Origin of the sequence: Bacillus inaquosorum (genome assembly GCF_023238325.1) — a bacterium.
GTDB lineage: Bacteria > Bacillota > Bacilli > Bacillales > Bacillaceae > Bacillus > Bacillus inaquosorum.
On record NZ_CP096592.1, the window covers coordinates 1,335,390 to 1,360,925 of the forward strand.

The window sequence follows — 25,536 nt, forward strand, 5'->3', positions numbered from 1 at the left end:
AAAAACCCCATATACCTTTCTTACTGATGGAGTATAAAAATGTAAAAACCATGGAGGTGTTCCCCCTTGCTAAAATATATCGGAAGACGCTTAGTCTATATGATTATCACACTATTTGTGATTGTAACTGTGACATTCTTCTTAATGCAAGCAGCACCGGGCGGGCCATTTTCAGGTGAGAAAAAGCTTCCGCCTGAAATTGAAGCAAACTTAAATGCGCATTATGGCTTGGACAAGCCGCTGTTTGTACAATATGTCAGTTATTTGAAATCAGTTGCAATGTGGGATTTCGGACCGTCATTTAAATATAAAGGTCAGAGTGTTAACGACCTGATCAGTTCAGGTTTCCCCGTTTCATTCACTCTTGGAGCAGAAGCTATTCTCCTCGCTTTAGCGTTAGGTGTATTGTTTGGGGTCATTGCAGCCCTTTACCATAATAAGTGGCAGGATTATACCGTCGCGATTTTAACGATATTTGGTATTTCAGTTCCGAGCTTTATCATGGCGGCTGTTCTGCAATATGTGTTCTCCATGAAGCTTGGGCTGTTTCCGGTCGCGGGGTGGGAGTCCTGGGCATACACCTTTTTGCCTTCAATCGCACTTGCTTCCATGCCGATGGCGTTCATTGCCAGACTTTCCCGTTCAAGCATGATCGAAGTGTTAAACAGTGATTATATTCGCACAGCGAAAGCAAAGGGGCTGTCCCGTCCAGCAGTTACAGTGCGGCATGCCATTCGAAACGCGCTTTTGCCAGTTGTTACATACATGGGCCCGATGGCCGCGCAGGTCTTAACGGGAAGCTTCATTATTGAAACCATTTTTGGTATTCCGGGGCTTGGTGCACATTTCGTAAACAGTATTACAAACCGTGATTATACAGTCATTATGGGTGTAACCGTGTTCTTTAGTGTCATCCTGCTATTGTGTGTATTAATTGTAGACGTGTTATACGGCATTATTGATCCAAGAATCAAGCTTTCCAAAGCAAAGAAAGGAGCCTAGGCCATGCAGAACATTCCAAAAAACATGTTTGAACCAGCCGCAGCGAATGCCGGCGATGCAGAAAAAATAAGTAAAAAGAGCCTTTCCCTCTGGAAAGATGCGATGCTTCGCTTCCGCAGCAATAAGCTTGCAATGGTCGGGCTTATCATTATCGTGCTCATTATCCTTATGGCGATTTTTGCGCCGATGTTCTCAAGGTATGATTATTCAACTACTAATCTCTTAAATGCGGATAAGCCGCCTTCAAAAGATCATTGGTTTGGCACAGATGATCTTGGACGGGACATTTTCGTCCGTACATGGGTAGGAGCTCGAATCTCAATCTTTATCGGTGTTGCAGCCGCTGTTCTTGATTTGCTGATCGGCGTCATTTGGGGAAGCATTTCAGGATTCCGCGGAGGCAGAACCGATGAAATTATGATGCGTATCGCTGATATCCTTTGGGCAGTTCCTTCATTATTAATGGTTATCTTACTGATGGTTGTTCTTCCGAAAGGGCTATTTACAATTATTATTGCCATGACGATTACGGGCTGGATTAATATGGCCAGAATTGTACGCGGACAAGTGCTGCAGCTGAAGAATCAGGAGTATGTGCTTGCTTCACAGACACTTGGTGCAAAAACATCCCGTCTTCTGTTTAAACATATCGTGCCAAACGCAATGGGTTCTATTTTGGTCACGATGACATTGACAGTTCCTACTGCGATTTTCACAGAAGCCTTTTTAAGCTATTTGGGACTTGGTGTTCCGGCTCCGCTGGCAAGCTGGGGAACGATGGCTTCTGACGGATTGCCTGCATTGACCTATTATCCGTGGCGTTTATTCTTCCCTGCCGGATTTATCTGCATTACAATGTTTGGTTTTAACGTTGTCGGCGACGGATTAAGAGACGCATTGGATCCTAAGTTACGTAAATAAGGGAGTGATACGGGTGACACGCCTATTAGAAGTAAAAGATTTAGCAATATCATTTAAAACATATGGCGGAGAGGTTCAGGCGATCCGCGGAGTGAATTTCCATCTGAATAAAGGAGAGACGCTGGCCATCGTCGGAGAATCAGGTTCCGGAAAAAGTGTGACCTCTCAAGCGATCATGAAGCTGATTCCAATGCCTCCGGGTTATTTTAAGCGCGGTGAGATCTTGTTTGACGGCAAGGATCTGGTGCCGCTGTCCGAAAAAGAGATGCAAAATGTCCGGGGGAAAGAGATCGGGATGATATTCCAGGATCCGATGACCTCTTTAAACCCGACGATGAAAGTCGGCAAACAAATTACGGAAGTGCTTTTTAAACATGAGAAGGTTTCAAAGGAAGCGGCGAAAAAACGCGCCGTTGAGCTGCTGGATTTAGTCGGTATCCCGATGCCGGAAAAACGGGTCAACCAATTTCCGCACGAATTTTCAGGCGGGATGAGACAGCGGGTTGTCATTGCCATGGCGCTTGCGGCGAATCCGAAGCTTCTGATCGCCGATGAGCCGACAACTGCTCTTGATGTAACGATCCAAGCGCAAATTCTGGAATTGATGAAGGATTTGCAAAAGAAAATTGACACGTCCATTATCTTTATCACACACGATCTTGGTGTTGTGGCTAACGTTGCTGACCGGGTCGCTGTCATGTACGCGGGACAAATTGTAGAAACCGGTACGGTAGACGAAATCTTCTACGATCCGAGACATCCGTATACTTGGGGGCTGCTTGCATCCATGCCGACACTGGAAAGTTCGGGAGAGGAAGAGCTGACTGCAATTCCGGGCACGCCGCCTGATTTGACAAACCCGCCAAAAGGAGATGCTTTTGCCCTGCGGAGCTCTTACGCGATGAAAATCGATTTTGAACAGGAGCCGCCAATGTTTAAGGTGTCTGATACTCATTATGTCAAATCGTGGCTGCTTCATCCTGACGCGCCAAAGGTAGAGCCGCCTGAAGCAGTAAAAGCGAAAATGCGGAAACTGGCAAACACGTATGAAAAACCTGTCTTAGTGAGAGAAGGTGAATAAATTGACTGAGAAACTATTAGAAATCAAACATTTAAAACAGCACTTTGTCACGCCGAGAGGAACGGTTAAGGCTGTAGACGATTTATCATTTGATATCTATAAAGGTGAAACATTAGGGCTGGTTGGTGAATCTGGCTGCGGTAAATCAACAACAGGCCGAAGCATTATTCGGCTTTACGAAGCGACCGATGGAGAGGTGCTGTTCAACGGCGAAAATGTGCACGGGAAAAAATCGCGGAAAAAGCTGCTGGAATTCAACCGCAAAATGCAGATGATTTTCCAAGACCCATACGCATCACTGAATCCGAGAATGACAGTTGCAGATATTATTGCTGAGGGTCTCGATATTCATAAGCTGGCGAAAACGAAAAAAGAGCGGATGCAGCGGGTCCACGAGCTCTTGGAAACAGTCGGTTTAAACAAGGAACACGCGAACCGCTATCCGCATGAATTTTCCGGCGGCCAGCGTCAAAGAATCGGGATTGCCAGAGCTCTCGCCGTTGATCCGGAATTCATTATTGCGGATGAACCGATTTCGGCTTTGGATGTATCCATTCAGGCGCAGGTCGTGAATTTAATGAAAGAACTGCAAAAAGAAAAAGGGCTCACTTACCTGTTTATTGCCCACGATTTATCGATGGTCAAATACATCAGCGACCGCATCGGAGTCATGTATTTCGGGAAACTGGTTGAGCTTGCGCCGGCAGATGAGCTTTATGAAAACCCGCTTCACCCATATACAAAGTCACTGCTTTCAGCGATTCCGCTTCCTGATCCGGACTATGAGAGAAATCGTGTCCGCCAGAAATACGATCCGTCCGTCCATCAATTAAAGGATGGGGAAACGATGGAATTCCGTGAAGTCAAACCGGGACATTTTGTGATGTGTACGGAAGCAGAATTTAAAGCTTTTTCATGATTCATCAATCCTTCAAGATAAATGTCTTGAAGGATTTTTTTGCGCCTACATAGAAAGTGAGAATGATAACATTTACAAGTAGAGGAAAAAGCGGAGGCGAAATACGATTCAATTTCTGCATAACAAAAATGTTTTTGCACTGCTACTGTCTCAATCTCTTCAATCTTTAGCAGGAGTCCTTGTCACAATCGTTTTAATGGTCCGGGTCTATCAAATGACAGACTCTGTCTTTTTGGCTGGTCTTGTTTTATCGTTCATGTCGTTTGCGAGTATAGCGGCAAGCTTTTGCATCTCTCCGGTGCTTCGCAATCTTGGTTTTAAAAAGGTGCTTGTATTCGCAAATCTGCTGAGGGCGGTCTTTACAATACTAATGGCATACAGCGTCAGTCATCACGGACAGGTTTTCTTTTGGATAACGTTGCTGTTTGTCTTCTGTTTTTCCTTTGCGGGCGCCTTTTTTCAGCCGGTAAGATTCGCGCTGCTGCCGATTATTGTTCCAAAAGAGCAATATGTGAAAGCGAACGGTGTGATCTCCCTCTCGAATCAATTGTTTTTAACAGCAGGCTGGGGCCTAGGCGGCCTTCTGACGTATGCCGTACCGTTTGAACTCGTTGTCGGTGCAGCCATTTGCCTGTTTGTTCTTTCGGGGGGTTCCATCAGTTTGCTCCATATAAATGAAGAAGAGACTGGTGGAAAAGCTGAAACAGCATCTGCCAGGAGTATATGGAAGGATTTAATGATCATCCCGGTTGTAAGAGATATTACTGTAATGGACATGATAGAAGCTTTGGCGGGTTCAGTTTGGTCGTCTGCTATTCTTCTCGCATTCACTGCGGCTGTTTTGCATGAAACAGAGGTGTGGTGGGGAATGTTTAACGCTTCTTATTTTATAGGTGCAATTGTCGGCAGTATAATTGCCATTCGTTTTTCTGTTTTTTTTGAGCAGAACATGGGCTATGCGATTATGTTCAGCTCGCTTGTGATGTCGGTGCTGACCCTTTTGTTTTCATTTTCTCCAATTCCGCTTTTATGCGCTCTGGCTTGTGCTGCAATGGGGCCTTTTTATCAGGTGCGTGATATTTGCCAGGAAACCGTGCTGCAGGAGGCCATTCCGGAACAGAAGCGTATCGGGATCATGGCTGCCAAAAATGCGATTTTGACTCCTTGGTCTGGCATCACCTACTCCATCATGGGGCTCGTGGCTGATGCGGCTGGTGCGAAAATGGCTTTTATCACGGCTGGAGTATTGTATGGCATGACGTTTCTTATTGCACTGGCACAGCCCCGCTTGCTTCATTACAAGCGGGAAAGCCGCGCTCAATGAGAGCTTTTTGCATACGCTTCAAAATGAACGAAGCATCCGGCTCCGGTTTTTGCTGAAAAAAAATGAAACCATGGCGGAAGTTCGTACGTCTTTATAGATGTAAAGCTGTTTAAACAAGAAGAAATGGGGTATATCTAAAAGTATGAAGACAATGAACTCATAAGGAGCAAATCAATGAACTGGTACGAAAAGCTTAGCGAGTACTTTCCAATTGAAGAAATGAAATCAAAAGCGCATATGGAAGCTCTTCTGAAAGAGCGGAGCGATATTTATCATAAAGACGAAGGCAAACATCATATACTAATGTTTGCGGAATTCGATTCTTTTATCTTTGTTGATTATCTGTATGTGTCTAAGGATGCAAGAGGGCAGGGGCTTGGCGGCAAATTGATCGCAAAGCTCAAAAAGAAAAATAAGCCGATCTTGCTCGAGGTGGAGCCTGTGGATGAAGATGATGCTGATACAGAAAAACGCCTGAGGTTTTATCAAAGAGAGCATTTCAAGCATGCTCAGTCAATTGGGTACCGGCGCCGGTCATTGGCTACGAATGAAGTAAACAAGATGGAGATTCTGTACTGGTCACCGAAAACAGAATCAGAAGAAGAAATTCTTGAAGCCATGAAACAGACATATGAAAACATTCATACTTATAAAGATGAGAAATGGTACGGGGAATCGTACGAAAAAACAGATGAGGTCTTGAAACTCATTGATGAAGAAAAACAAAAAAACATTTTCGATCAGTTAAGCTAATTGAGAATCAGAACATATCATTAAAATTAAAAATTTGCTGGATTGACACATTTTTTTCTTAGGATACTGTTCACACTTACTTTTTTATAGTATAATACCTATAAAGATTCCTTTTTTAGAGTAATTTCAATTTAAGAATAAAATAGATGTTCATCCTACTAATTAGAGGAGTGAAGATGAATGGTTACATTATACACATCACCAAGCTGTACTTCATGCAGAAAAGCGAGAGCGTGGCTCGAGGAGCACGATATTCCATTTGAAGAAAGAAACATTTTCTCTGAACCTTTATCTATTGATGAAATAAAACAAATTCTTCGAATGACTGAGGACGGAACAGATGAAATCATCTCAACCCGTTCAAAAGTATTCCAAAAACTGAATGTGAACGTTGAATCTATGCCGCTGCAAGATTTGTACCGCTTGATCAACGAGCACCCAGGTTTGCTTCGCCGTCCGATCATCATCGACGAAAAACGTTTGCAAGTTGGATACAACGAAGACGAAATTAGACGTTTCCTGCCAAGAAAAGTCCGCTCTTTCCAATTAAGAGAAGCACAGCGTTTGGCAAACTAATAGATCGTATCATCAAAAGAAGGCTGAGTCATCAGCCTTCTTTTATTTTTCAACCTGCTGATAATAAATACTCGCAAGGATGACAAACGCGACCGTTAAAATGGGGAGGAGCGTTTCGACTACGCCGTGCTGCGCCATAAAAAAAGACAGCTTTTTGTCCCTGACAATCATTTCTCCGCCGGTATAAGCAAGCAGCCCGCTTCCCGCGTAAATCAGGAGGGGTATTTTCTCAAGTGCAATGTGGATGAGTTTGCTGCCCCAAATAATAACCGGCACCGATACACATAAACCTATAATAACGAGAGAAAACTCACCGTGTGACGCACCCGCAACCGCTATGACGTTATCCAGCGACATAAAGAGATCTGCAAGCACAATCGTTCGTATTGCTCTCCAAAGGGAGGTGCTGCTTTTGATGTGCTGCGTGTCTTTTTTTTCAATCAGCAGCTGATAGCCTAAATACAGCAGGAAAATTCCGCCGGCGCATTGCAAGAAAGGAATGTTCAAAAGATATACGGCTGCGCTTGTTAATCCGATTCTCATGGCAACGGCGATAAATGTTCCGATAATAATGGCTTGCTGTCTTTGCTTGTCCGGCAAATTTCTGCTGGCCATGGCAATGACGACCGCATTATCTCCGCCAAGGATCAGATCGATTCCAACAATGACAAGCAGAGAAATCAGATAGTCATGCTCCATGAATCGGCACCTCTCTTTCGTTCCATCGCTTGTACTACTACTATATGAGACAGGTCGTATTTTATGATATCAGCCGCAGATCTGCCGTTTTTTAGGCAAAGGTGCATTTTTATTTCTTTTGTGACTGTTTTATCATAAAATAGAAATACAAAGGAATTCACACTGGCCTTGCTTCAAGGTTAAGATGTGGACGGAATGGGTAAAGTGTAGTAAAGTACAATTAATCGGGAGCTTAGATGTCCCTTCAACATCTTATATAGAAGGGAAGGTTGGCAAATGGAAATTGAAAGAATTAACGAGCATACAGTAAAATTTTATATGTCTTACGGAGATATTGAAGATCGCGGTTTTGACAGAGAAGAAATTTGGTATAACCGTGAGCGCAGTGAAGAACTGTTCTGGGAAGTCATGGATGAAGTTCATGAGGAAGAGGAATTCGCTGTGGAAGGCCCTCTTTGGATCCAAGTTCAGGCTCTGGACAAAGGATTAGAAATCATCGTCACAAAAGCCCAGCTTTCCAAAGACGGACAAAAGCTCGAACTGCCGATTCCTGAGGATAAAAAGCAAGAACCAGCATCTGAGGATCTTGACGCCTTGCTGGATGATTTCCAGAAAGAAGAGCAAGCCGTCAATCAGGAAGAGAAGGAGCAAAAGCTTCAATTTGTCTTGCGGTTTGGCGATTTTGAGGATGTTATTTCTCTATCTAAATTGAACGTTAACGGAAGCAAAACGACTTTATATTCGTTTGAGAACCGATATTATTTATATGTAGATTTTTGCAATATAACTGATGAAGAGGTTGAAAATCAGCTAAGCATCCTGTTGGAGTACGCAAATGAATCCTCAATCAGCATACACCGTCTTGAAGAGTACGGCAAGCTGATTATTTCAGAGCATGCTCTAGAAACGATAAAAAAACACTTTGCATCATAGCAAAACCGATTTCTTTCCGGAAATCGGTTTTTTTTTATGCGCTGAAATGCCATTTTTGAGAACTGAAATCAACATCATACATCCAGGCGAAAAATACAGCTAACAGGAGTTGATCATCTTTTCCAGAAAGTATACCTCATCTGGAAAGGAGAGATGACAAGTGTTTAGTGCTGTGACTAAAGACGGCCAAATGGTTCACCTTCTAGGCGCTCAGCGAAGCCAGAAATTAAAGCAGAGACGATTCTTCTGTCCGGCGTGCGGGGGAGAGCTTGATGTGAAGCTCGGACTTCAAAAAGCGCCGCATTTCGCCCATAAACAGAACAAGTGCTGCTCGATAGACATAGAACCGGAAAGCGCCTATCACTTAGAAGGAAAAAGACAGCTGTATGTATGGCTGAAAACGCAACAGGCTTCTCCACTATTAGAACCGTATATCAAGAAAATCAATCAAAGACCCGACATCATGGCGAAGATCAAGAGACACATGCTTGCTGTTGAGTATCAATGTGCCAATCTTGCTCCCGATGTCTTTCAAAAGCGGACAGAGGGCTTCAAACAAGAAGGAATCATCCCACAGTGGATTGTGGGAAACAGCCGCTTAAAACGAACTGCTCCATCCTTTTATCAGCTTTCTGCTTTCCATTGGCAGTTTATCAATGCGAGCCCATACAGGGAACTGATCTGTTATTGCCCGGAAACGCGTTCTTTCCGCCGGCTAAGCCATATCATCCCGTTTTACACAAACCATTCTTATTCCTTCGTTCAAACGATCCCTATCCATCGGGCAGGTGTAAAAGATCTTTTTTTCACTGAACCGATGCCCTCATTTCAATACTCCGGCTGGACAAAAGCGATTCACCGTTTTCGCCATAAACCCCACCGGTTCATCTCCAAGGAAACAAATCGCCTCAGGCTGCTGTTTTATGAAAAGCGGCAGACGCCCCTTTCTTTTCTTCCGACTGAAGTGTTTGTTCCTGTTATAAAAGGGGCTGTTTTTCATAGTCCGGTTTTTGTGTGGCAGGGGTTTCTATATCTGTTTATTACGGATCTTGGATATAAAGGCGCGCCAATTCGCTTTTCCGCCGTTTTACAGCAGTGCAAACTGCACATTTATAAAAAGAACATTTCGCTCAGATACGAATGCAGCGAAGATTGTCTTTCAGAAGCGGTGAAACAGTACATTGATTTTTTGTGCAAGAAGGGATTTTTAAGGGAGACTCAGAAAGAAATATATGTGCTGAATCAGCCTAAAGAGGGTATACACTCAATACAGGATCTCATGGAAAGAGACCGCAGCTGTTTTATAGAATGAGTTTGACTCATTTGGCTCACCCTAAGACAAAGGTGGTGGGCTGGCTGTGAGAGGCACAAAAGGAAAGGTTTTTCGTGTTTTTACTGCCTTTTTGGCATTCGTTCTCTTCATTACTGCATATGATTTGACAAAAGGCAGTGAAAAACCGGAAGATATTCACAACACAAGTTTATTGAGAAACAGCGGTTTTTTCAATTGGCTTGAATCAAAGAAAACGAGGGGGATCACCATGGCTGAGGAAAAAAAAGCAAATCAACTGCCTGACAGAAGTGAGGTAAAGGCAGAAGACACATGGAGACTTGAGGATATTTTTCCTAATGATGAGGCCTGGAATAAAGAATTTCAAGCTGTAAAAGAATTAATTCCTAATTTATCTAAGTATAAAGGAAAGCTGGCAGATTCAGCCGATTATTTGTACGAGGCTCTTACGTATCAAGATAAAGTGATGGAGCGGCTGGGCAGGCTTTACACATATGCGCATATGCGCTCTGACCAAGATACCGGGAACTCTTTTTATCAGGGGCTGAATGACAAGGCGGGAAACCTGTATACACAGGCCGCAAGCGCGACAGCTTATTTGGTTCCTGAAATTTTATCCATAGAAGAAGACAAACTGCAGCAGTTTATTCTTGAAAAAGAAGAACTGAAACTGTACTCCCATGCGATTGAGGAGATTACAAAAGAACGCCCGCACGTGCTGAGTGAGAAGGAAGAGGCACTGCTTGCTGAAGCTTCTGAAGTGCTGGGTTCATCTTCCAATACGTTTAGCGTGTTAAATAATGCCGAAATTACATTCCCTTCCATAAAAGATGAAGAGGGAAATGAAAAACAGATCACTCACGGGAACTTTATTAATTTCTTAGAAAGTGAAAACCGTGAAGTCCGCAAAAATGCCTTTGATGCAGTATATAAAACATACGGTCAATATAAAAACACAATGGCCACTACTCTAAGCGGCACAGTGAAAAAGGACAACTTCTATGCGAGAGTGAAAAAATACAAGTCAGCGCGTGAAGCTGCGCTTTCTAACAACAGTATTCCTGAGGAAGTATACGACAATCTCGTCAAAACGATTAATAAGCATTTGCCGCTCCTGCACCGCTACATCGCGCTGAGAAAGAAAGTGCTTGAACTTGATGAAGTGCATATCTATGATCTGTATACACCGCTTGTAAAGGATGCGGGGATGAAGGTCACGTACGATGAAGCCAAAGATTACATGCTGAAAGGCCTTGCACCTTTAGGGGAAGAGTACGCCTCCATCTTAAAAGAAGGGCTGGAAAACCGATGGGTCGACGTTTACGAAAATAAAGGCAAACGCAATGGCGCTTATTCATCAGGATCTTACGGCACGAATCCGTATATTTTGATGAACTGGCATGATAACGTCAATAATCTCTTTACGCTCGTGCATGAGTTTGGACATTCCGTACACAGCTACTATACGAGAAAGCACCAGCCATATCCATACGGAAATTACAGCATCTTTGTCGCGGAAGTTGCGTCAACGACTAACGAAGCGCTCCTTGGCGAATACCTGCTGAACAATTTAGAGGATGAAAAACAGCGTTTATATATTCTCAACCATATGCTTGAAGGCTTCAGAGGAACAGTTTTCAGACAAACGATGTTTGCTGAATTTGAACATCTGATCCATACAAAGGCGCAAGAAGGGGAGCCGCTTACACCTGAGCTTCTGACAAATGTCTATTACGATCTGAATAAAAAGTATTTCGGAGACGGCATGGTCATTGATAAGGAAATCGGCCTTGAATGGTCGCGGATTCCTCACTTCTATTACAATTACTATGTGTATCAGTATGCGACAGGGTACAGCGCTGCCCAAGCATTAAGTAGCCAGATTTTGAAAGAAGGAAAGCCTGCGGTTGACCGTTATATTGACTTCCTGAAAGCGGGAAGCTCTCAATACCCGATTGATGTCCTGAAAAAAGCGGGCGTTGATATGACGTCTCCAGAGCCGATCGAAGCTGCGTGCAAAATGTTTGAAGAAAAACTGGATGAAATGGAAGAGCTGCTGATAAAAGTCAAGCAGTCTTAAAAAAAGAAAGCCTGTGCAGAAATGATGCACAGGCTTTTTTAAAACCCTTTAAAGGTTTTCCGGTGGTTCAGGCGGTAGAGGGTAAACAAAATAGACAGAAACAGCAGAGGAGAGGTAATATAAAGCGGCAGCATATGCATCATGCCTAATACATTCAAAAAGAAAAAAACGGCAATGCACACAATTGAAATCACAGTATACATCATGGCGGTCCCCCTCGTCCTTTTTCCTTATTAGGATATGAATGAATGTACTTCGTTATGTTTTGTGACAAAAATATGAACATTAAGCATATAGGTTGTCAAAAGTCGACACCTTTTGTTATCATAAGGATGTGAAATTGATCACAAACAAACATTACCCCTTTGTTTGACCGTGAAAAATTTCTCCCATCCCCTTTGTTGTCGTTAAGACATATGAAACCGCGCTTATCCCGGCGCGGTTTCTTTAGTGTTACGAACAGAACATATGTTTGATATCGGCGCAAAAAAACAGCCTCAAGCATATACACGCCTGCGGCTATTTTTCACATGATTGATATTCATCAGAATAAGTGCTGAGAGACTTCCAAAACATTCCATGTTTGGCTTCCACTTTGGCAACCTTTTTAGCAAACGCCAATTTTTTCATTTCTTTTTCTACCTCTTCTAGGCTCAGGTCGTATACAAGAGCAATTTCCTTCGAGGCAACGAAGCGGAAATATTCAATAAAACATTCCAGAGGCGGTGTTTCCGACGGCTTCGGCTCGTCGCCCAGCATCTCAAATAAGATTTCTTCATATACATCATATGAATAGCTGCCGGGTACTTTAAGTCCTTCGTCCTCATGCTGTGTATTGAAAAACGTCAGCGTCGGATTGACGGAAACATCCATTTCAGCGGCAATTTTCATGTCGCATTGAAGCGCCTTGACTGCGCTTTGAGAATGCAGATCTTTTTTGAATTCTTCAAGATCAAGACTCGTTTTTTCCGCAATTTCCAAAAGCACGTTTTCATCCGTAATATTTTTCTTTGAAACAAACAGGCTCTCCTGCATATTCCTGAGAAATTGCATGCCTGCTTTTCTTCCTTGCAGTTCGGCTGCTTTAAAAGCGAGAGCAGCCATATAAGGCGATGAAAGCGGCTGATCTTGCTCGAGCCAGACATTGCCGTCACACGACATGCCGGAGCGGCTCGCGATCTTTTCCCATGCCTCTGCAAGAAGATGCTTTTTCCGTTTCTTATTTAACGCGGTAAGGCTTGCGGAAGCTATGAGGCGCAAGGTGAAAAAGCGTCCGTATCTGATTTTCAGCTTTTTGATGACGGGCTCTAAGGACCAGCATTCAGGGCATAAAGGGTCTACAAACATGTAAATTTCAAGCGGTTTTTTTGGATGACCGTGGCAATGGGCGAAGTATTGCTCATGCTGATAGTTTGTCAAGATGATCGATCCTCCGCTTCCGTTTGATTCACCATATGCCTTGCTGTCAATTCCAGCCGGCCAAACAAAAACTCACGAATATCGCCCTCCAGCCCTACATGGTCCATTGCGTCGTTCATACAGCTGAGCCACGCATCAGCTCTCTCGTTTGTAATTGGAAAGGGAAGATGCCTTGCTCTGAGCATGGGGTGGCCGTGTTCCTCCGTATAAAGCGGAGGACCGCCTAAATACTGAGTCAGAAATTGCTTCTGTTTCCTGGCGGTTTCTGTTAAATCGCTCGGAAAAATTGGCTTCAGCAAAGGATGAGACGCGACACGCTCATAAAAAGTATCAACAAGTTGCGATAGAAGTTCCTCTCCAATCGCTTCATAAGGTGCGTTAAACGATTGTCCCATGTTGACTACTCCTTTAAATATGGCTAATAGGAATCATAAATCCTATTGCAAAAAGTAATTTTCTGTATTTCATCATTTCATCTATGATTTATTTTAGCAACAAGGCATCATTTCTACAAACAAACTGCCTTTTATGCGTTTGATCACAAGTTTCGGCTGACAGCCGGGGTTTGTATTTCATATCATATCACATAAAAATCAGGAATGCGTAAGATTTCACTTCGCAAAAAAACCAGAGGGCAAGAGCCGCTCTGGTTACGCGTAATAAGCTGAGGTTATTTTTTTTACATAGTTTTGTGTTTCTTGGAAAGGAGGAATGCCTCCATATCGGTCAACATTTCCCGGTCCGGCGTTGTAAGCCGCTAATGCCATAGACACATTGCCGTCGTATTTATCCAGCATTTGTTTTAAATATTTCGTTCCGCCCTCCACATTTTGCTGCGGATCCAGCGGATTAGAAACCCCAAGTGAGCTTGCGGTTGACGGCATCAGCTGCATTAAGCCCATCGCACCTGCTCCGCTTACGGCTTTTGCATTAAAGCCTGATTCCTGCTTGATGACGGCACGGATTAGTTTTTCATCGACGCCATATTTATCAGCGGCTTTTTTAATCGCGCTGTCAATGGAGAAGTCTCCTGAACTGATCTGTTTTGCTTCTTGTTTGTGAGAAGATGAATCTATAGCAGCTGTTTCGGTGCTGTCTGCCGCTTTTGTGAGATAACCTGAATTGCTATTTGTATATGAGTTAAGCCCGTATGCTGAAAGCAGTGACGGCGCTGTAGAATAAGCGCTGTTCAGCAGGCTGAGCGGGCTTGACGATGCAGAAGATGCTGTTGGTTGCTGCTGAGATGTCAGGCCGTTTGTATATTGGCTGAGCAAAGAGCTGAAGCTTGAGAGCGGGCTTTCCGCATTCTGAGTGCCCGTGCTGTTTGCGTTAGATATGGACTGTAAAGCCTGAAGCTGAAGTAAAGCTGCCCAATTCGTTACATTCACGATGTCATTCCACCTTATATAGACTTTCGTTTTTCTTCATAAAAACGCAGAATTTTATTTTTGGTTTCGCGCTGAGGAATGCTGAATTTCTGAAGCAGCTTCTCGAATGCTTGTTTGCCCTCATGCCAGTCTGCCGCTTCAAATTCGATTTCATAGTCCTCTTTATTTAAATATCGGCTGTGGTCTAAAACTATTAAGCCTTTTTCTGTTTCTTTTTCAGCGCGGTTTGTAGCTAAAGATCCAAAATATTGAATGGCGTCTGAATCGATCTGAAGCTTGTGCAGCTGGTCCTTCACAGGGCCTTCGGGAACTGTAAAGCCGGCAAGATCTGATACCTCTGAAAGCCGCTGGTGCGTTTCCAGCAGCCCCACTTCTGCCGGTTCTTTTAACGTCAGGATATACTCACCGTTCTTTCTTCGAATTCGAAGCGCAGCGTGTTTTTGTTTCAGCGCAAAGCTGTCTGTGTCAAAGTAGTGATTCTTTTGATCTGTAAAATCTTTTTCTGTCAGCTGAAGTGCCATTGTTAATTTTTCAAATTCATGTTTGGTCAGCATGTTTTTAAATTCTATTTCAATTTCTTGGCTCATGTTGCTCTTCCTTTCCGCCCTGAAAATCTTATTTTTACTATTATCTCTTGAGATGTTAGGTTTATCAATATCGAGCTTGATATGGTAAAATGAATCTGTACTTTGTTTAAAAAGGAGAGCATTATGCAAAACAGAATCGAAATTTTGAACGCAACATTATCGGATGATCAGCTTCGTCTTGCCTGTGAGACAGAAGGAAACGAAGCGGAACGCAAGCCGTCAGGTCAAATGCTTGTTGATTCTGACCACTTTGCTTTTGTATACATACTTGAATTAGCTGATTCTTTTGAATATGTCATTATAAAGGAACATGTATGGCCGGAACTGAAGCAGGCCCATGCACAAAGAATTCCGGTCGTTTTAGAGGCAGGCGACGAAACCATTGAGCTGGCAGGCCTGCATGAGGAGCTGGAGTATCTCTTAGAAAATATTAGAGATAATGCGAACTACGGAGAAGAAATGGAAGAAAAAGTGAAACGCGTGTTTTTATAGAAACTGGTTCGGAATTGGGGGATGTATGATGGATGACAAACAATGGGAGCGTTTTTTAGTGCCGTACCGCCAGGCTGTCGAAGAATTGAAAGTGAAGCTCAAGGGAGTCCGCACGCTTTATGAATACGAGGATGACCATTCACCGGTTGAGTTTGTGACAGGACGCGTCAAGCCTGTGGCGAGCATACTCGAAAAAGCCAGGCGGAAAGGCATACCGATGCATGAAATTGAAACCATGCAGGATATCGCAGGCCTTAGAATCATGTGCCAATTTGTCGATGACATCCAAATCGTAAAAGAGATGCTGTTTGCCAGAAAAGATTTCACCGTTGTGGATCAGAGGGATTATATTGCGGAACATAAAGAGAGCGGATACCGATCATATCATCTTGTCGTGCTGTATCCTTTACAGACAGTGTCCGGAGAAAAGCATGTTCTCGTAGAAATACAGATCCGTACGCTGGCGATGAATTTTTGGGCGACCATTGAGCATTCATTAAATTATAAATACAGCGGAAACATTCCTGAAAAAGTAAAACTAAGGCTTCAGCGTGCTTCTGAAGCGGCTTCCCGGCTTGATGAAGAGATGTCGGAGATCAGGGGTGAAATACAGGAGGCTCAAGCTGCCTTTTCAAGAAAGAAAAAAGGAAGCGAGCAACAATAGGTAAAGGGGAAGAAAAGCATGAAATTTGCCGTATCATCAAAAGGAGATCAAGTTTCTGATACGCTGAAAAGCAAAATACAGGCGTATTTATTGGATTTTGATATGGAACTGGATGAAAATGAACCGGAAATCGTCATTTCAGTCGGAGGCGACGGAACGCTTTTGTATGCTTTTCACAGATACAGCGACCGCTTGGACAAAACAGCATTTGTCGGCGTTCATACGGGTCATCTGGGGTTTTATGCCGACTGGGTTCCTCATGAAATTGAAAAACTTGTTCTTGCGATTGCGAAAACGCCGTACCATACAGTCGAATATCCGCTTCTCGAAGTGATTGTGACTTATCACGAAAACGAGCGGGAAGAAAGATATTTAGCCTTGAATGAATGTACGATTAAAAGCATAGAAGGAAGTCTTGTGGCTGATGTGGAAATCAAGGGACAGCTCTTTGAAACCTTCCGAGGCGACGGCCTCTGCCTGTCAACGCCATCCGGCAGCACAGCCTACAATAAGGCGCTGGGCGGAGCGATTATTCATCCATCTATCAGAGCGATCCAGCTTGCGGAAATGGCTTCTATTAATAACCGCGTATTCCGGACGGTCGGATCGCCGCTGCTTCTCCCTTCCCATCATGATTGCATGATTAAACCGAGAAACGAAGTTGACTTTCAAGTGACGATTGACCATTTAACCCTTCTTCATAAGGATGTAAAGTCGATCCGCTGCCAGGTTGCATCCGAAAATGTGAGGTTTGCGAGATTCCGTCCGTTTCCATTTTGGAAAAGAGTCCAGGATTCGTTTATCGGGAAAGGTGAATAGAAAGAGGACGTATCGTGGAGCATTTTTTTATCAGAAAGAACATCACTTCCGCTGAAGAGGGGATGACTGTAAAAGAATATGTCGGAGAACTGGGAATTTCGAAACGGCTGCTGACTGATATCAAGTTTGGCGAGGGAGACCTGCTTATCAACGGTGAGCATGTGACGGTCAAATACGTTTTGAGAGAAGGGGACCTTTTTGTCGTGAAGTTTCCTGAGGAACAGGTGAGCGAGACGTTATTGGCAGAGCCTGTTCCGCTCGATATTCTGTATGAGGATGAACATGTGCTTGTGATAAACAAACAGCCGTATGTGTCATCAATTCCTTCGAGAGAGCACCCATCCGGCAGCATTGCCAATGGAATTATCCATCATTATCAAAAAAACGGAGTGCGGGCGACAGTTCATCTTGTCACCCGGCTGGACCGGGATACATCAGGTGTGATGCTTGTTGCTAAGCATCGCTTTGCCCACTCCATTTTATCGTCAGCGCAAAAAAACGGACTTGTGAAACGCCGGTATGTGGCAGTGGTCCACGGGCGGATGACAGGGGAGGGAACAGTCGATGCCCCGATTGGCAGACATCCTGACAGTATTATTGAACGGAGGGTCACACCGGACGGCCAGAAGGCTGTTACTCATTTTTATGTCACACGCGCAACTGACGATATCACCTCGGTGACATTGCAGCTTGAGACTGGACGGACCCACCAAATTCGTGTTCATATGAGCTACCTCGGACACCCGCTGTGCGGCGATACACTGTATGGCGGAACGAGACAGAAAATTGGCCGGCAGGCCCTGCACAGCGAGCATCTTTCGTTTATCCATCCGCTGACGCAGGAGAACATGACGTTCCATGCTGCACTGCCTCAAGATATGAAAGAACTGACAAAATCCTAAAACGGTTTACGTTTTAGGATTTTGTCATCTTTTCAGCATGATTGAAAACCCTTGAAGTCTAGGAAGGACGAGCATTGGAGCAGACTTTCACAGGATGTGATGACGGCGGTGTTTAGGCAGGACGCCTGAGAATTTAGCCGCCGTTCCACTCCGTATTGAGCGCCAACGCGCAGGACTGACAACGGATGCGAGGGTTTGTCGACACGCTAAAAGGAGAGGATCAATGATTCTCTCCTTTTATATGGTGCGAAATCTTGATTCGTCATAAGGCAGGGAGCTTGGAACAGAGACGGTCTCTATTTCTGGAAAGCGAAAGCCTGTCAGTTTATTTCCGAACACGCAGCCTGTATCGATGTTGATAGTGCGATTGATTTTCCGAGGCTCCTTCACAGGTGTATGGCCGTAAACCACCCAAGCCTTTCCGTTATAGGATGCCGCCCAATCACGTCTGACGGGTCTGCCGTCTGGATACGTTTCACCCGTCACATCGCCGTAAAGCACGAAGTCTTTCACTCTGCGGGTATTTTTGCCGATATCGTCAGCCTTTATTCCAGCATGAGCGACAACTAATTCTCCGTTATGTAAGATGTCGTAAAGCGGCGCTTTTTCGTACAGCTTCATAAACTGTTCGCTGACTGCTTTTCTTTCTTCTTTAGAAAGTTCTTCAAGCTCCGCCGCTGTTGTTTCGAGACCATGCATTACTTTCACCGGATTTCCTTTTAAGTAGCGGTACAGTTTATTGCAATGATTTCCCGGGACATAACGCACAGCGCCTTTTTCGTAAGCGCCGGCTACAAAGCGGATCACCTCTATCGATTTGGGCCCTCTGTCAGTCAAATCTCCGGCAAAAACAAGCACCCTGCCTTCCTCGTGGACAGGTACTCCATTTTTAATTGTATAGCCAAGCTTTTGGATTAATTCAGTCATTTCGTCATAGCAGCCATGAATATCGCTGATTATATCGTAAGCCATGCGGTATCCTCCTTGCCGATTGTTTTATTTATTATGAAGCAAAGTGCTGTGAGTCATCACAAGCTTTTATGTGCAAATTATAGAAGAATCATTTTCTAAACAGGATTAAGACCTTATTACTTTATTTTTTGTCTTGACCCTTGTTAAAATCGCGTTATGTTTTTTAAAAATGAGGTTCTGTTCTTTGATTGAGAACTGGCATAACCCTGATCTAAAAAGGAGGTTTTGATTATGGCGCATACATCTGTCGCATCTTTAGTTGTTGTACTTATCGTTGCATTTTTGACACCCATCCTTTTGCATCGATTTAAACTCAGCATCCCGGTTGTTGTTGCTGAAATCATTATGGGGCTGATTATTGGAAAAAGCGGTCTTAATTTAGTTGTGGAGGGTGATACATGGCTCCAGACGCTCTCTATGCTCGGATTTATCTTTTTAATGTTTTTAAGCGGGCTTGAAATTGATTTTTCATCGTTTGAGAAAGGAAAGAAAAAGCAGCTCCTGCCGAACGGAAAGGAAGCGCCTAATACGTTTGCTGCGGCATCTATAATTTTTGCCGGTATTTTTATTTTATCATTGCTGCTGTCCTATGGGTTCGTCTTGGCAGGATTTATCCAAAATGCTTTTTTAATGACGCTTATTATTTCAACGATTTCTTTGGGCGTTGTCGTTCCAACGTTGAAAGAAGAACGGATCATGAATTCAAATATCGGGCAGATTATTTTGCTCGTTGCTGTTATTGCGGATTTGGCCACGATGATTCTTCTTGCTGTTTTTTCTTCTTTATACGGAGAGGACAGCGGAAACATGTGGCTCCTGATGATCCTATTCGCAGCCGGAGTGGTGCTTTACTTTTTCGGCCGGGTCTTTAAACATCGCTCTTTTGTTCAGACCATGTCAAAAGGGACGATCCAGATCGGAACGCGTGCCATTTTTACGTTAATTATCGTACTCGTTGCCCTGTCTGAATCACTAGGGGCAGAAAATATTCTCGGCGCTTTCTTAGCGGGGGTTCTTGTTTCCCTTCTTTCACCAAACAAAGAACTTGTTCAGCAACTGGATTCATTCGGTTACGGGTTCTTAATACCGATTTTCTTTGTGATGGTCGGCGTGAAGCTGGATATTTGGACTCTTTTCCAAGATCGAACCATTTTAATCATGATTCCGCTCCTGCTGTTGGCGCTGTTAATAAGCAAAATCATTCCTGTCATGTACTTGAAGAAGTGGTATGATAATCGAACAGTTTTGGCGTCTGGTTTCCTGCTGACATCAACCCTTTCGCTCGTGATTGCCGCTGCGACAATCGGCCAGCAGCTTCACGTGATCAGCGCAAATATGTCAGGAGCACTGATTTTAGTAGCAGTTATTGCCAGTATTTTTACGCCGATCTGTTTTAAAAAATTGTACAAACGGGAGGAGCAGCCGGAGGAGAAAAAGACGATTGCGTTTATCGGCGCCAACCAAATGACTCTGCCTGTTACACTTGAATTGCCAGAGAACGAGTATGACGTGCGTGTTGTGCACGTCTACCAAGAGAATGCAGAGGAAAAGCTGTCAGAATCAGTGTTTACGGTTGAAACGATTTCTGATTATGAGCCTGAAACCCTAGACTCACTCGGTATTTTTGATGCGGATATTCTTGTTGTTGCGACAGGGAATGAAGACATGAATGCCGACATTGCATTACTTGCAAAAGAAAAAGGCACAGAAAGAGTCATTGCCAGCGTCGGATCACCCGAGAATGAAGCAGCTTTGAAGGAGCAGGAGATCAGCATCTTTTCTATTCTGTTGTCGACAAAAACGCTGCTTCGCGCGCTGATAGAAGCGCCTGGCGTCATGAAGCTGCTCACGAACCAGGAGTCTTCGCTGTATCAAATTAATATGGAAAACAGCAAATACGACGGTGTCATTTTGCGGGAATTCCCTTTAACAGGCGACGTCATCTTTGTCAGGATTTTCAGAGGTGTGGACAGCATCGTTCCTCATGGGGATACAAGGCTGAAACTGGGAGACCGCTTAATTGTCACCGGATCTCGGGCGTACGTAACGGATCTTAAGAAAACATTGGAAGGTTAAACCTTGACCAAATAGGGATTCGTGTTAATATAGAGGTGCAGAACAATTCAATATGTATTCGTATAACCACTAGGGGTGTCCTTCATAAGGGCTGAGATAAAAGTGTGACTTTTAGACCCTCATAACTTGAACAGGTTCAGACCTGCGTAGGGAAGTGGAGCGGTATTTGTGTTATTTTACTATGCCAATTCCAAACCACTTTTCCTTGCGGGAAAGTGGTTTTTTTATTTTTCAGACAGGGGGAATGACGTGTGAAGTTTTCAGAAGAATGCCGCAGTGCAGCCGCAGAATGGTGGGAGGGGAGCTTTGTCCATCCGTTCGTTCAGGGAATCGGTGACGGAACGCTTCCGATTGACCGTTTTAAATACTACGTGCTTCAGGATTCATATTATTTAACGCATTTTGCGAAGGTGCAATCGTTCGGCGCCGCTTATGCGAAGGACCTTTATACAACGGGACGGATGGCAAGCCACGCCCAAGGTACATATGAGGCGGAAATGGCGCTTCATCGCGAATTTGCGGAGCTGTTGGAAATCAGTGAAGAAGAGCGTAAGGCGTTTAAGCCGTCTCCTACGGCGTACTCTTATACATCCCATATGTACCGTTCGGTTTTGAGCGGGAATTTTGCTGAGATATTAGCGGCCCTGCTGCCATGCTACTGGCTGTATTACGAGGTTGGCGAGAAATTGCTGACATGTGATCCGGGGCATCCGATTTATCAGAAGTGGATCAGCACATACGGCGGTGACTGGTTCAAACAGCAGGTTGAAGAGCAAATCAATCGCTTTGATGAGCTGGCGGAAAACAGCACGGAGGAAGTGCGTGCCAAAATGAAAGAGAATTTTGTTATTTCCAGCTTCTATGAATATCAATTTTGGGGAATGGCCTATCGAAAAGAAGGCTGGTCCGACCGCGGCATAAAAGAGGTGGAGGAATTTGGAGCTTCACGCCATAACTGATGACTGCAAGCCGGTTGAAGAGTTAGCAAGAGCAATTATAGCTATTCAGAATGAAGTTGATTATATTCACATTCGGGAACGGTCAAAATCGGCCGCCGACATTTTGAAACTGCTCGGGCTTATGTCCGAAGGCGGTGTTGATAAGAGAAAACTGGTCATGAACGGGCGGGTGGATATTGCGCTTTTTTCTACGATTCATCGCGTGCAGCTGCCAAGCAGCAGCTTTTCACCAAAGCAGGTCAGAGCCAGATTTCCTCACCTTCATATCGGACGGTCCGTGCATTCACTGGAGGAAGCGGTTCAAGCAGAAAAGGAAGACGCAGACTACGTGTTGTTCGGCCATGTGTTTGAAACAGATTGCAAAAAGGGTCTTGAAGGCAGAGGTGTGTCTTTGCTGTCAGATATTAAACAGCGGATTTCCATCCCGGTTATTGCCATCGGCGGTATGACGCCAGACAGATTAAGAGACGTAAAACTAGCAGGAGCAGACGGCATCGCTGTCATGTCGGGAATTTTTTCTGATGCTGACCCTTTGGAAGCTGCTAGACGATATTCCCGCAAGCTAAAGGAGATGCGCTATGAAAAGGCATTATGATGCAGTTGTCATTGGAGGCGGAATTATCGGTTCCGCTATTGCTTATCATTTGGCAAAGGAAAACAAAAGCACCGCATTGTTTGAAAGCGGAACAATGGGCAGCAGAACGACAAGTGCCGCTGCCGGGATGCTGGGCGCCCATGCTGAGTGCGAGGAACGTGACGCGTTTTTTGACTTCGCCATGCACAGCCAGCGTCTGTATAAAGGCCTTGGTGAGGAGCTTTATACATTATCCGGTATTGATATCAGGCAGCATAACGGTGGTATGTTTAAGCTTGCGTTTTCTGAAGAAGACGTGCTGCGGCTGAGGAAGATGGATGACTTGGATTCAGTCAGCTGGCATACAAAAGAAGAGGTGTTAGAAAAAGAGCCGTATACGTCTGGTGACATTTTCGGGGCATCCTTGATTCAGGATGATGTGCATGTTGAGCCTTATTTTGTTTGCAAGGCATATGCGAAAGCAGCGAAAGCGCTTGGTACAGAGATTTTTGAACATACTCCTGTTCTGCATGTTGAACGTGACGGTGAAGCTCTGTCCATCGAGACGCCGGGTGGTAACGTATGGGCGGATCATGTCGCGGTTGCCAGCGGGGTGTGGAGCGGAATGTTTTTTAAACAGCTCGGGCTGAATCATTCATTTTTCCCTGTAAAAGGGGAATGCCTGTCTGTTTGGAATGATGATATACCGCTGACAAAAACACTTTACCATGACCATTGCTATATCGTACCGAGAAAAAGCGGCAGACTGGTTGTCGGCGCGACGATGAAGCCGGGTGACTGGAGTGAAACACCGGATCTTGGCGGCCTGGAATCTGTTATGAAAAAAGCAAAAACGATGATGCCGGCTATTCAGAATATGAAGGTGGATCGTTTTTGGGCGGGACTGCGGCCGGGAACAAAGGATGGGAAACCGTACATCGGCAGACACCCTGAGGACAGCCGTATTTTATTTGCGGCGGGCCATTTCAGAAATGGGATTCTGCTTGCTCCAGCAACGGGCGCTTTGATTGGTGATCTCATCATGAATAAAGAGGTCAATCAAGACTGGCTGCACGCATTCCGAATTGATCGCAAGGAGGCGGTTCAGATATGATGCTACAGCTGAACGGTAAAGACGTGAAGTGGGAAAAAGACACAGGTACAATTCAAGACCTGCTGGCGTCTTATCAGCTTGATAATAAAATCGTAATCGTTGAAAGAAATAAAGAAATTATAGGCAAAGAACATTATCACGAGGTAGAGCTTTGTGATCGCGATGTCATCGAAATTGTCCATTTTGTAGGAGGCGGATGAGCATGTTAACAATTGGCGGGAAATCATTTCAATCAAGGTTGCTGCTGGGCACGGGGAAATACCCATCGTTTGAAATCCAAAAGGAAGCGGTGGCTGTTTCCGAGTCTGATATTTTAACATTTGCTGTGCGGAGAATGAACATCTTTGAAGCGTCTCAGCCTAATTTTCTGGAACAGCTTGATTTATCCAAATATACGCTTCTGCCGAATACAGCAGGCGCCAGTACCGCTGAAGAAGCGGTCCGGATTGCAAGGCTGGCAAAAGCGTCAGGTCTTTGTGACATGATTAAAGTCGAAGTCATCGGATGCAGCCGTTCCTTGCTGCCTGATCCTGTAGAGACATTAAAAGCGTCTGAACAGCTTCTAGAAGAAGGCTTTATTGTGCTCCCGTACACATCAGATGATGTTGTGCTGGCAAGAAAACTCGAAGAGCTCGGTGTTCATGCTATCATGCCGGGTGCATCACCGATCGGATCGGGCCAAGGAATCTTAAATCCTTTGAATTTGTCATTTATTATTGAACAGGCAAAAGTGCCGGTCATCGTGGATGCCGGAATCGGATCGCCGAAAGATGCGGCATACGCAATGGAGCTTGGTGCGGACGGCGTACTCCTCAATACGGCTGTATCAGGCGCGAATGATCCTGTGAAAATGGCTCGTGCCATGAAGCTCGCGGTGGAAGCAGGACGCCTGTCTTATGAAGCGGGCCGCATTCCGTTGAAGCAATACGGAACGGCAAGCAGTCCGGGAGAAGGTCTTCCTGTATGACGGACAGGTACTCCAGGCAGGAGCTGTTTGCTCCGATCGGCCCAGCCGGCCAGAAGAAACTGAGAGAAGCGCGCGCCGTAATTATCGGCGCAGGCGCGCTTGGAACAGCCAGTGCAGAAATGCTGGTCAGAGCGGGAGTCGGTTCTGTGAAGATTGCCGACAGAGATTACGTTGAATGGAGCAACCTGCAGCGCCAGCAGCTGTATACAGAAGATGATGTCAAAAAAGAAATGCCGAAAGCGGCCGCTGCTGAGCAGCGTCTCCGTTCGATTAACAGCGATGTTGATGTGACGGGCCTTGTCATGGATGTGACAGCGGAAAATATCTTCGAGCTGATTAGGGGCGCTTCGATCATTGTGGATGCGGCCGATAATTTTGAAACCCGCCTGATCGTAAATGATGCTGCGGTAAAAGAAGGGATTCCTTTTCTTTACGGTGCCTGTGTAGGAAGCTACGGTCTGACCTTTACTGTAGTGCCGGGATCGACCCCCTGCCTGCATTGCTTGCTCGATACACTTCCGATTGGCGGCGCGACATGTGACACAGCCGGCATCATCAGTCCGGCTGTTTTGCAGGTAGCAGTCTTTCAGGTGACAGACGCGCTGAAGCTGCTGACGGGAGAAGAATGCGAGCCGGTGCTGCGCTCTTTTGACTTATGGAAAAATGAGCGGTCAGAGGTGAGAGCAGCGGGTCTCAAACATGACACATGCCCAAGCTGCGGCACAAATGATTTTCCGTTTTTGTCATATGAAAACCAAACAAAAGCGGCTGTATTGTGCGGCAGGAACACGGTGCAAATCAGATCATCCTTTACAAAAGAAGCTGATCTTGAAGTGCTTGCCGGTCAGCTGAGACAGGCCGGGCTTGAAGTAGCCGCGAATCCGTATTTAATTTCCTGTCGCTCGGATGATATGAAAATGGTGCTGTTCCAGGACGGCAGAGCGTTGATCCATGGAACGAATGATATTGCCCGGGCAAAATCCATTTATCATAAATGGATCGGGTAATAAAAGGAGTGTAGTGT

The 25,536-nt window shown here is 44.8% G+C and carries 29 protein-coding genes, 1 pseudogene and 1 riboswitch; of the genes and pseudogenes, 22 read left to right on the forward strand and 8 right to left on the reverse strand.

What is annotated here, in order from left to right:
* The first annotated feature begins 66 nt into the window (after window positions 1–66).
* From oppB to spx, 7 genes are all read left to right on the forward strand, one after another.
* Window positions 67–1,002 carry an oligopeptide ABC transporter permease OppB gene (gene oppB, locus M1M80_RS06425; protein ID WP_003239289.1) on the forward strand — a complete coding sequence of 312 codons (936 nt, stop codon included), beginning with the start codon at window positions 67–69 and terminating at the stop codon, window positions 1,000–1,002.
* Window positions 1,003–1,005: 3 nt separating this feature from the next.
* Window positions 1,006–1,923 carry an oligopeptide ABC transporter permease OppC gene (gene oppC, locus M1M80_RS06430; protein ID WP_003232954.1) on the forward strand — a complete coding sequence of 306 codons (918 nt, stop codon included), beginning with the start codon at window positions 1,006–1,008 and terminating at the stop codon, window positions 1,921–1,923.
* Window positions 1,924–1,927: 4 nt separating this feature from the next.
* Window positions 1,928–3,004, forward strand: coding sequence for an oligopeptide ABC transporter ATP-binding protein OppD (oppD, locus tag M1M80_RS06435; RefSeq protein WP_080428988.1), 1,077 nt, complete (start codon window positions 1,928–1,930; stop codon window positions 3,002–3,004).
* A gap of 1 nt (window position 3,005) precedes the next feature.
* The gene (gene oppF / locus M1M80_RS06440; RefSeq protein WP_003239287.1) at window positions 3,006–3,923 is read left to right on the forward strand and encodes an oligopeptide ABC transporter ATP-binding protein OppF; all 918 of its coding nucleotides are present in this window, start codon (window positions 3,006–3,008) and stop codon (window positions 3,921–3,923) included.
* A 106-nt stretch (window positions 3,924–4,029) separates the two neighbouring features.
* On the forward strand, window positions 4,030–5,247 hold the full coding sequence (locus M1M80_RS06445) for an MFS transporter (RefSeq protein ID WP_080428989.1): 1,218 nt from the start codon (window positions 4,030–4,032) through the stop codon (window positions 5,245–5,247).
* Between the two features lie 174 nt (window positions 5,248–5,421).
* Window positions 5,422–6,000, forward strand: coding sequence for a GNAT family N-acetyltransferase (locus tag M1M80_RS06450; RefSeq protein WP_003239283.1), 579 nt, complete (start codon window positions 5,422–5,424; stop codon window positions 5,998–6,000).
* A 180-nt stretch (window positions 6,001–6,180) separates the two neighbouring features.
* The gene (spx, locus tag M1M80_RS06455; protein ID WP_003239281.1) at window positions 6,181–6,576 is read left to right on the forward strand and encodes a transcriptional regulator Spx; all 396 of its coding nucleotides are present in this window, start codon (window positions 6,181–6,183) and stop codon (window positions 6,574–6,576) included.
* A gap of 42 nt (window positions 6,577–6,618) precedes the next feature.
* Here spx and M1M80_RS06460 read toward each other — a convergent pair whose 3' ends face one another.
* Window positions 6,619–7,275 carry a TerC family protein gene (locus tag M1M80_RS06460; RefSeq protein WP_019258060.1) on the reverse strand — a complete coding sequence of 219 codons (657 nt, stop codon included), beginning with the start codon at window positions 7,273–7,275 and terminating at the stop codon, window positions 6,619–6,621.
* Between the two features lie 184 nt (window positions 7,276–7,459).
* Between M1M80_RS06460 and M1M80_RS06465 the strand changes: the two genes are divergently transcribed.
* On the forward strand, window positions 7,460–7,585 hold the full coding sequence (locus M1M80_RS06465) for a hypothetical protein (protein WP_119913679.1): 126 nt from the start codon (window positions 7,460–7,462) through the stop codon (window positions 7,583–7,585).
* Window positions 7,552–8,208: an adaptor protein MecA gene (gene mecA, locus M1M80_RS06470; RefSeq protein ID WP_060398378.1), complete on the forward strand. Its 657-nt coding sequence runs from the start codon at window positions 7,552–7,554 to the stop codon at window positions 8,206–8,208. Before M1M80_RS06465 ends, mecA begins: the two co-directional genes overlap by 34 nt.
* Before the next feature lie 4 nt (window positions 8,209–8,212).
* Here the strand turns inward: mecA and M1M80_RS21670 are convergent.
* Window positions 8,213–8,276: pseudogene (locus M1M80_RS21670) on the reverse strand (hypothetical protein); the annotation flags it as partial.
* Between the two features lie 122 nt (window positions 8,277–8,398).
* On the opposite strand from M1M80_RS21670, the gene M1M80_RS06475 reads away from it, so the two are divergent.
* Entirely contained in the window at window positions 8,399–9,520 is a 1,122-nt protein-coding gene (locus M1M80_RS06475) for a competence protein CoiA family protein (protein WP_248596975.1), read from the forward strand.
* Between the two features lie 229 nt (window positions 9,521–9,749).
* Window positions 9,750–11,579: an oligoendopeptidase F gene (gene pepF / locus M1M80_RS06480; protein ID WP_166638382.1), complete on the forward strand. Its 1,830-nt coding sequence runs from the start codon at window positions 9,750–9,752 to the stop codon at window positions 11,577–11,579.
* Window positions 11,580–11,617: 38 nt separating this feature from the next.
* On the opposite strand, the gene M1M80_RS06485 is transcribed toward pepF, so the two are convergent.
* The 5 genes from M1M80_RS06485 to M1M80_RS06505 form a co-directional block, all read right to left on the reverse strand.
* Window positions 11,618–11,785 (reverse strand): hypothetical protein, encoded by a 168-nt coding sequence (locus tag M1M80_RS06485; protein WP_032732134.1) that lies wholly within the window; start codon window positions 11,783–11,785, stop codon window positions 11,618–11,620.
* Between the two features lie 313 nt (window positions 11,786–12,098).
* Entirely contained in the window at window positions 12,099–12,998 is a 900-nt protein-coding gene (spxH, locus tag M1M80_RS06490) for a protease adaptor protein SpxH (protein WP_060398380.1), read from the reverse strand.
* Window positions 12,995–13,393, reverse strand: coding sequence for a globin domain-containing protein (locus M1M80_RS06495; protein ID WP_003239269.1), 399 nt, complete (start codon window positions 13,391–13,393; stop codon window positions 12,995–12,997). The genes spxH and M1M80_RS06495 overlap by 4 nt, the downstream gene beginning before the upstream one ends.
* Window positions 13,394–13,648: 255 nt before the next feature.
* Window positions 13,649–14,386 (reverse strand): lytic transglycosylase domain-containing protein, encoded by a 738-nt coding sequence (locus tag M1M80_RS06500; RefSeq protein ID WP_060398381.1) that lies wholly within the window; start codon window positions 14,384–14,386, stop codon window positions 13,649–13,651.
* A gap of 14 nt (window positions 14,387–14,400) precedes the next feature.
* Window positions 14,401–14,973 carry a CYTH domain-containing protein gene (locus tag M1M80_RS06505; protein WP_060398382.1) on the reverse strand — a complete coding sequence of 191 codons (573 nt, stop codon included), beginning with the start codon at window positions 14,971–14,973 and terminating at the stop codon, window positions 14,401–14,403.
* A gap of 123 nt (window positions 14,974–15,096) precedes the next feature.
* On the opposite strand from M1M80_RS06505, the gene M1M80_RS06510 reads away from it, so the two are divergent.
* Genes M1M80_RS06510 through M1M80_RS06525 form a run of 4 tightly spaced genes read left to right on the forward strand, consistent with a single transcriptional unit; the run spans window position 15,097 to window position 17,850 of the window.
* On the forward strand, window positions 15,097–15,465 hold the full coding sequence (locus tag M1M80_RS06510; RefSeq protein ID WP_060398383.1) for a UPF0738 family protein: 369 nt from the start codon (window positions 15,097–15,099) through the stop codon (window positions 15,463–15,465).
* A 28-nt stretch (window positions 15,466–15,493) separates the two neighbouring features.
* A complete protein-coding gene (gene yjbM, locus M1M80_RS06515) occupies window positions 15,494–16,129 on the forward strand; it encodes a GTP diphosphokinase (RefSeq protein ID WP_019258066.1) in 636 nt (211 codons plus the stop codon).
* 18 nt (window positions 16,130–16,147) lie between these two features.
* Window positions 16,148–16,948, forward strand: coding sequence for an NAD kinase (locus tag M1M80_RS06520; RefSeq protein WP_003224622.1), 801 nt, complete (start codon window positions 16,148–16,150; stop codon window positions 16,946–16,948).
* A 14-nt stretch (window positions 16,949–16,962) separates the two neighbouring features.
* Window positions 16,963–17,850: an RluA family pseudouridine synthase gene (locus M1M80_RS06525; RefSeq protein WP_060398384.1), complete on the forward strand. Its 888-nt coding sequence runs from the start codon at window positions 16,963–16,965 to the stop codon at window positions 17,848–17,850.
* 237 nt (window positions 17,851–18,087) lie between these two features.
* Here the strand turns inward: M1M80_RS06525 and prpE are convergent, their stop codons facing one another.
* A complete protein-coding gene (gene prpE / locus M1M80_RS06530) occupies window positions 18,088–18,822 on the reverse strand; it encodes a bis(5'-nucleosyl)-tetraphosphatase PrpE (protein WP_060398385.1) in 735 nt (244 codons plus the stop codon).
* Between the two features lie 231 nt (window positions 18,823–19,053).
* Here prpE and M1M80_RS06535 point away from each other — a divergent pair, with 231 nt between their 5' ends.
* From M1M80_RS06535 to thiF, 7 genes are all read left to right on the forward strand, one after another.
* On the forward strand, window positions 19,054–20,898 hold the full coding sequence (locus M1M80_RS06535; protein ID WP_060398386.1) for a monovalent cation:proton antiporter family protein: 1,845 nt from the start codon (window positions 19,054–19,056) through the stop codon (window positions 20,896–20,898).
* A gap of 61 nt (window positions 20,899–20,959) precedes the next feature.
* Window positions 20,960–21,068, forward strand: a riboswitch (TPP riboswitch).
* Window positions 21,069–21,149: 81 nt separating this feature from the next.
* Window positions 21,150–21,857, forward strand: a complete 708-nt coding sequence (tenA, locus tag M1M80_RS06540) for a thiaminase II (protein ID WP_003239257.1) — start codon at window positions 21,150–21,152, stop codon at window positions 21,855–21,857.
* Window positions 21,835–22,452 carry a thiazole tautomerase TenI gene (gene tenI, locus M1M80_RS06545; protein ID WP_060400014.1) on the forward strand — a complete coding sequence of 206 codons (618 nt, stop codon included), beginning with the start codon at window positions 21,835–21,837 and terminating at the stop codon, window positions 22,450–22,452. Before tenA ends, tenI begins: the two co-directional genes overlap by 23 nt.
* The gene (thiO, locus tag M1M80_RS06550; RefSeq protein WP_060398387.1) at window positions 22,436–23,545 is read left to right on the forward strand and encodes a glycine oxidase ThiO; all 1,110 of its coding nucleotides are present in this window, start codon (window positions 22,436–22,438) and stop codon (window positions 23,543–23,545) included. Before tenI ends, thiO begins: the two co-directional genes overlap by 17 nt.
* Entirely contained in the window at window positions 23,545–23,745 is a 201-nt protein-coding gene (gene thiS / locus M1M80_RS06555; RefSeq protein ID WP_080429094.1) for a sulfur carrier protein ThiS, read from the forward strand. The genes thiO and thiS overlap by 1 nt, the downstream gene beginning before the upstream one ends.
* Window positions 23,742–24,512 (forward strand): thiazole synthase, encoded by a 771-nt coding sequence (gene thiG, locus M1M80_RS06560; protein ID WP_072566102.1) that lies wholly within the window; start codon window positions 23,742–23,744, stop codon window positions 24,510–24,512. The genes thiS and thiG overlap by 4 nt, the downstream gene beginning before the upstream one ends.
* A complete protein-coding gene (gene thiF / locus M1M80_RS06565; protein WP_060398389.1) occupies window positions 24,509–25,519 on the forward strand; it encodes a thiazole biosynthesis adenylyltransferase ThiF in 1,011 nt (336 codons plus the stop codon). Before thiG ends, thiF begins: the two co-directional genes overlap by 4 nt.
* Window positions 25,520–25,536: the final 17 nt, after the last annotated feature.

Bases quoted from the DNA above. Each gene is read 5' to 3' on its own strand.
- M1M80_RS06495 (WP_003239269.1), bottom strand. From the start codon at position 13,393: ATGGGACAATCGTTTAACGCACCTTATGAAGCGATTGGAGAGGAACTT.
- thiF (WP_060398389.1), top strand. From the start codon at position 24,509: ATGACGGACAGGTACTCCAGGCAGGAGCTGTTTGCTCCGATCGGCCCA.
- M1M80_RS06510 (WP_060398383.1), top strand. From the start codon at position 15,097: ATGCAAAACAGAATCGAAATTTTGAACGCAACATTATCGGATGATCAG.
- spx (WP_003239281.1), top strand. From the start codon at position 6,181: ATGGTTACATTATACACATCACCAAGCTGTACTTCATGCAGAAAAGCG.
- yjbM (WP_019258066.1), top strand. From the start codon at position 15,494: ATGGATGACAAACAATGGGAGCGTTTTTTAGTGCCGTACCGCCAGGCT.
- M1M80_RS06505 (WP_060398382.1), bottom strand. From the start codon at position 14,973: ATGAGCCAAGAAATTGAAATAGAATTTAAAAACATGCTGACCAAACAT.
- thiO (WP_060398387.1), top strand. From the start codon at position 22,436: ATGAAAAGGCATTATGATGCAGTTGTCATTGGAGGCGGAATTATCGGT.
- M1M80_RS06460 (WP_019258060.1), bottom strand. From the start codon at position 7,275: ATGGAGCATGACTATCTGATTTCTCTGCTTGTCATTGTTGGAATCGAT.
- M1M80_RS06535 (WP_060398386.1), top strand. From the start codon at position 19,054: ATGGCGCATACATCTGTCGCATCTTTAGTTGTTGTACTTATCGTTGCA.
- pepF (WP_166638382.1), top strand. From the start codon at position 9,750: ATGGCTGAGGAAAAAAAAGCAAATCAACTGCCTGACAGAAGTGAGGTA.
- oppC (WP_003232954.1), top strand. From the start codon at position 1,006: ATGCAGAACATTCCAAAAAACATGTTTGAACCAGCCGCAGCGAATGCC.
- M1M80_RS06520 (WP_003224622.1), top strand. From the start codon at position 16,148: ATGAAATTTGCCGTATCATCAAAAGGAGATCAAGTTTCTGATACGCTG.
- M1M80_RS06465 (WP_119913679.1), top strand. From the start codon at position 7,460: ATGTGGACGGAATGGGTAAAGTGTAGTAAAGTACAATTAATCGGGAGC.
- mecA (WP_060398378.1), top strand. From the start codon at position 7,552: ATGGAAATTGAAAGAATTAACGAGCATACAGTAAAATTTTATATGTCT.
- M1M80_RS06450 (WP_003239283.1), top strand. From the start codon at position 5,422: ATGAACTGGTACGAAAAGCTTAGCGAGTACTTTCCAATTGAAGAAATG.
- thiG (WP_072566102.1), top strand. From the start codon at position 23,742: ATGAGCATGTTAACAATTGGCGGGAAATCATTTCAATCAAGGTTGCTG.
- thiS (WP_080429094.1), top strand. From the start codon at position 23,545: ATGCTACAGCTGAACGGTAAAGACGTGAAGTGGGAAAAAGACACAGGT.
- prpE (WP_060398385.1), bottom strand. From the start codon at position 18,822: ATGGCTTACGATATAATCAGCGATATTCATGGCTGCTATGACGAAATG.
- M1M80_RS06475 (WP_248596975.1), top strand. From the start codon at position 8,399: ATGGTTCACCTTCTAGGCGCTCAGCGAAGCCAGAAATTAAAGCAGAGA.
- M1M80_RS06485 (WP_032732134.1), bottom strand. From the start codon at position 11,785: ATGATGTATACTGTGATTTCAATTGTGTGCATTGCCGTTTTTTTCTTT.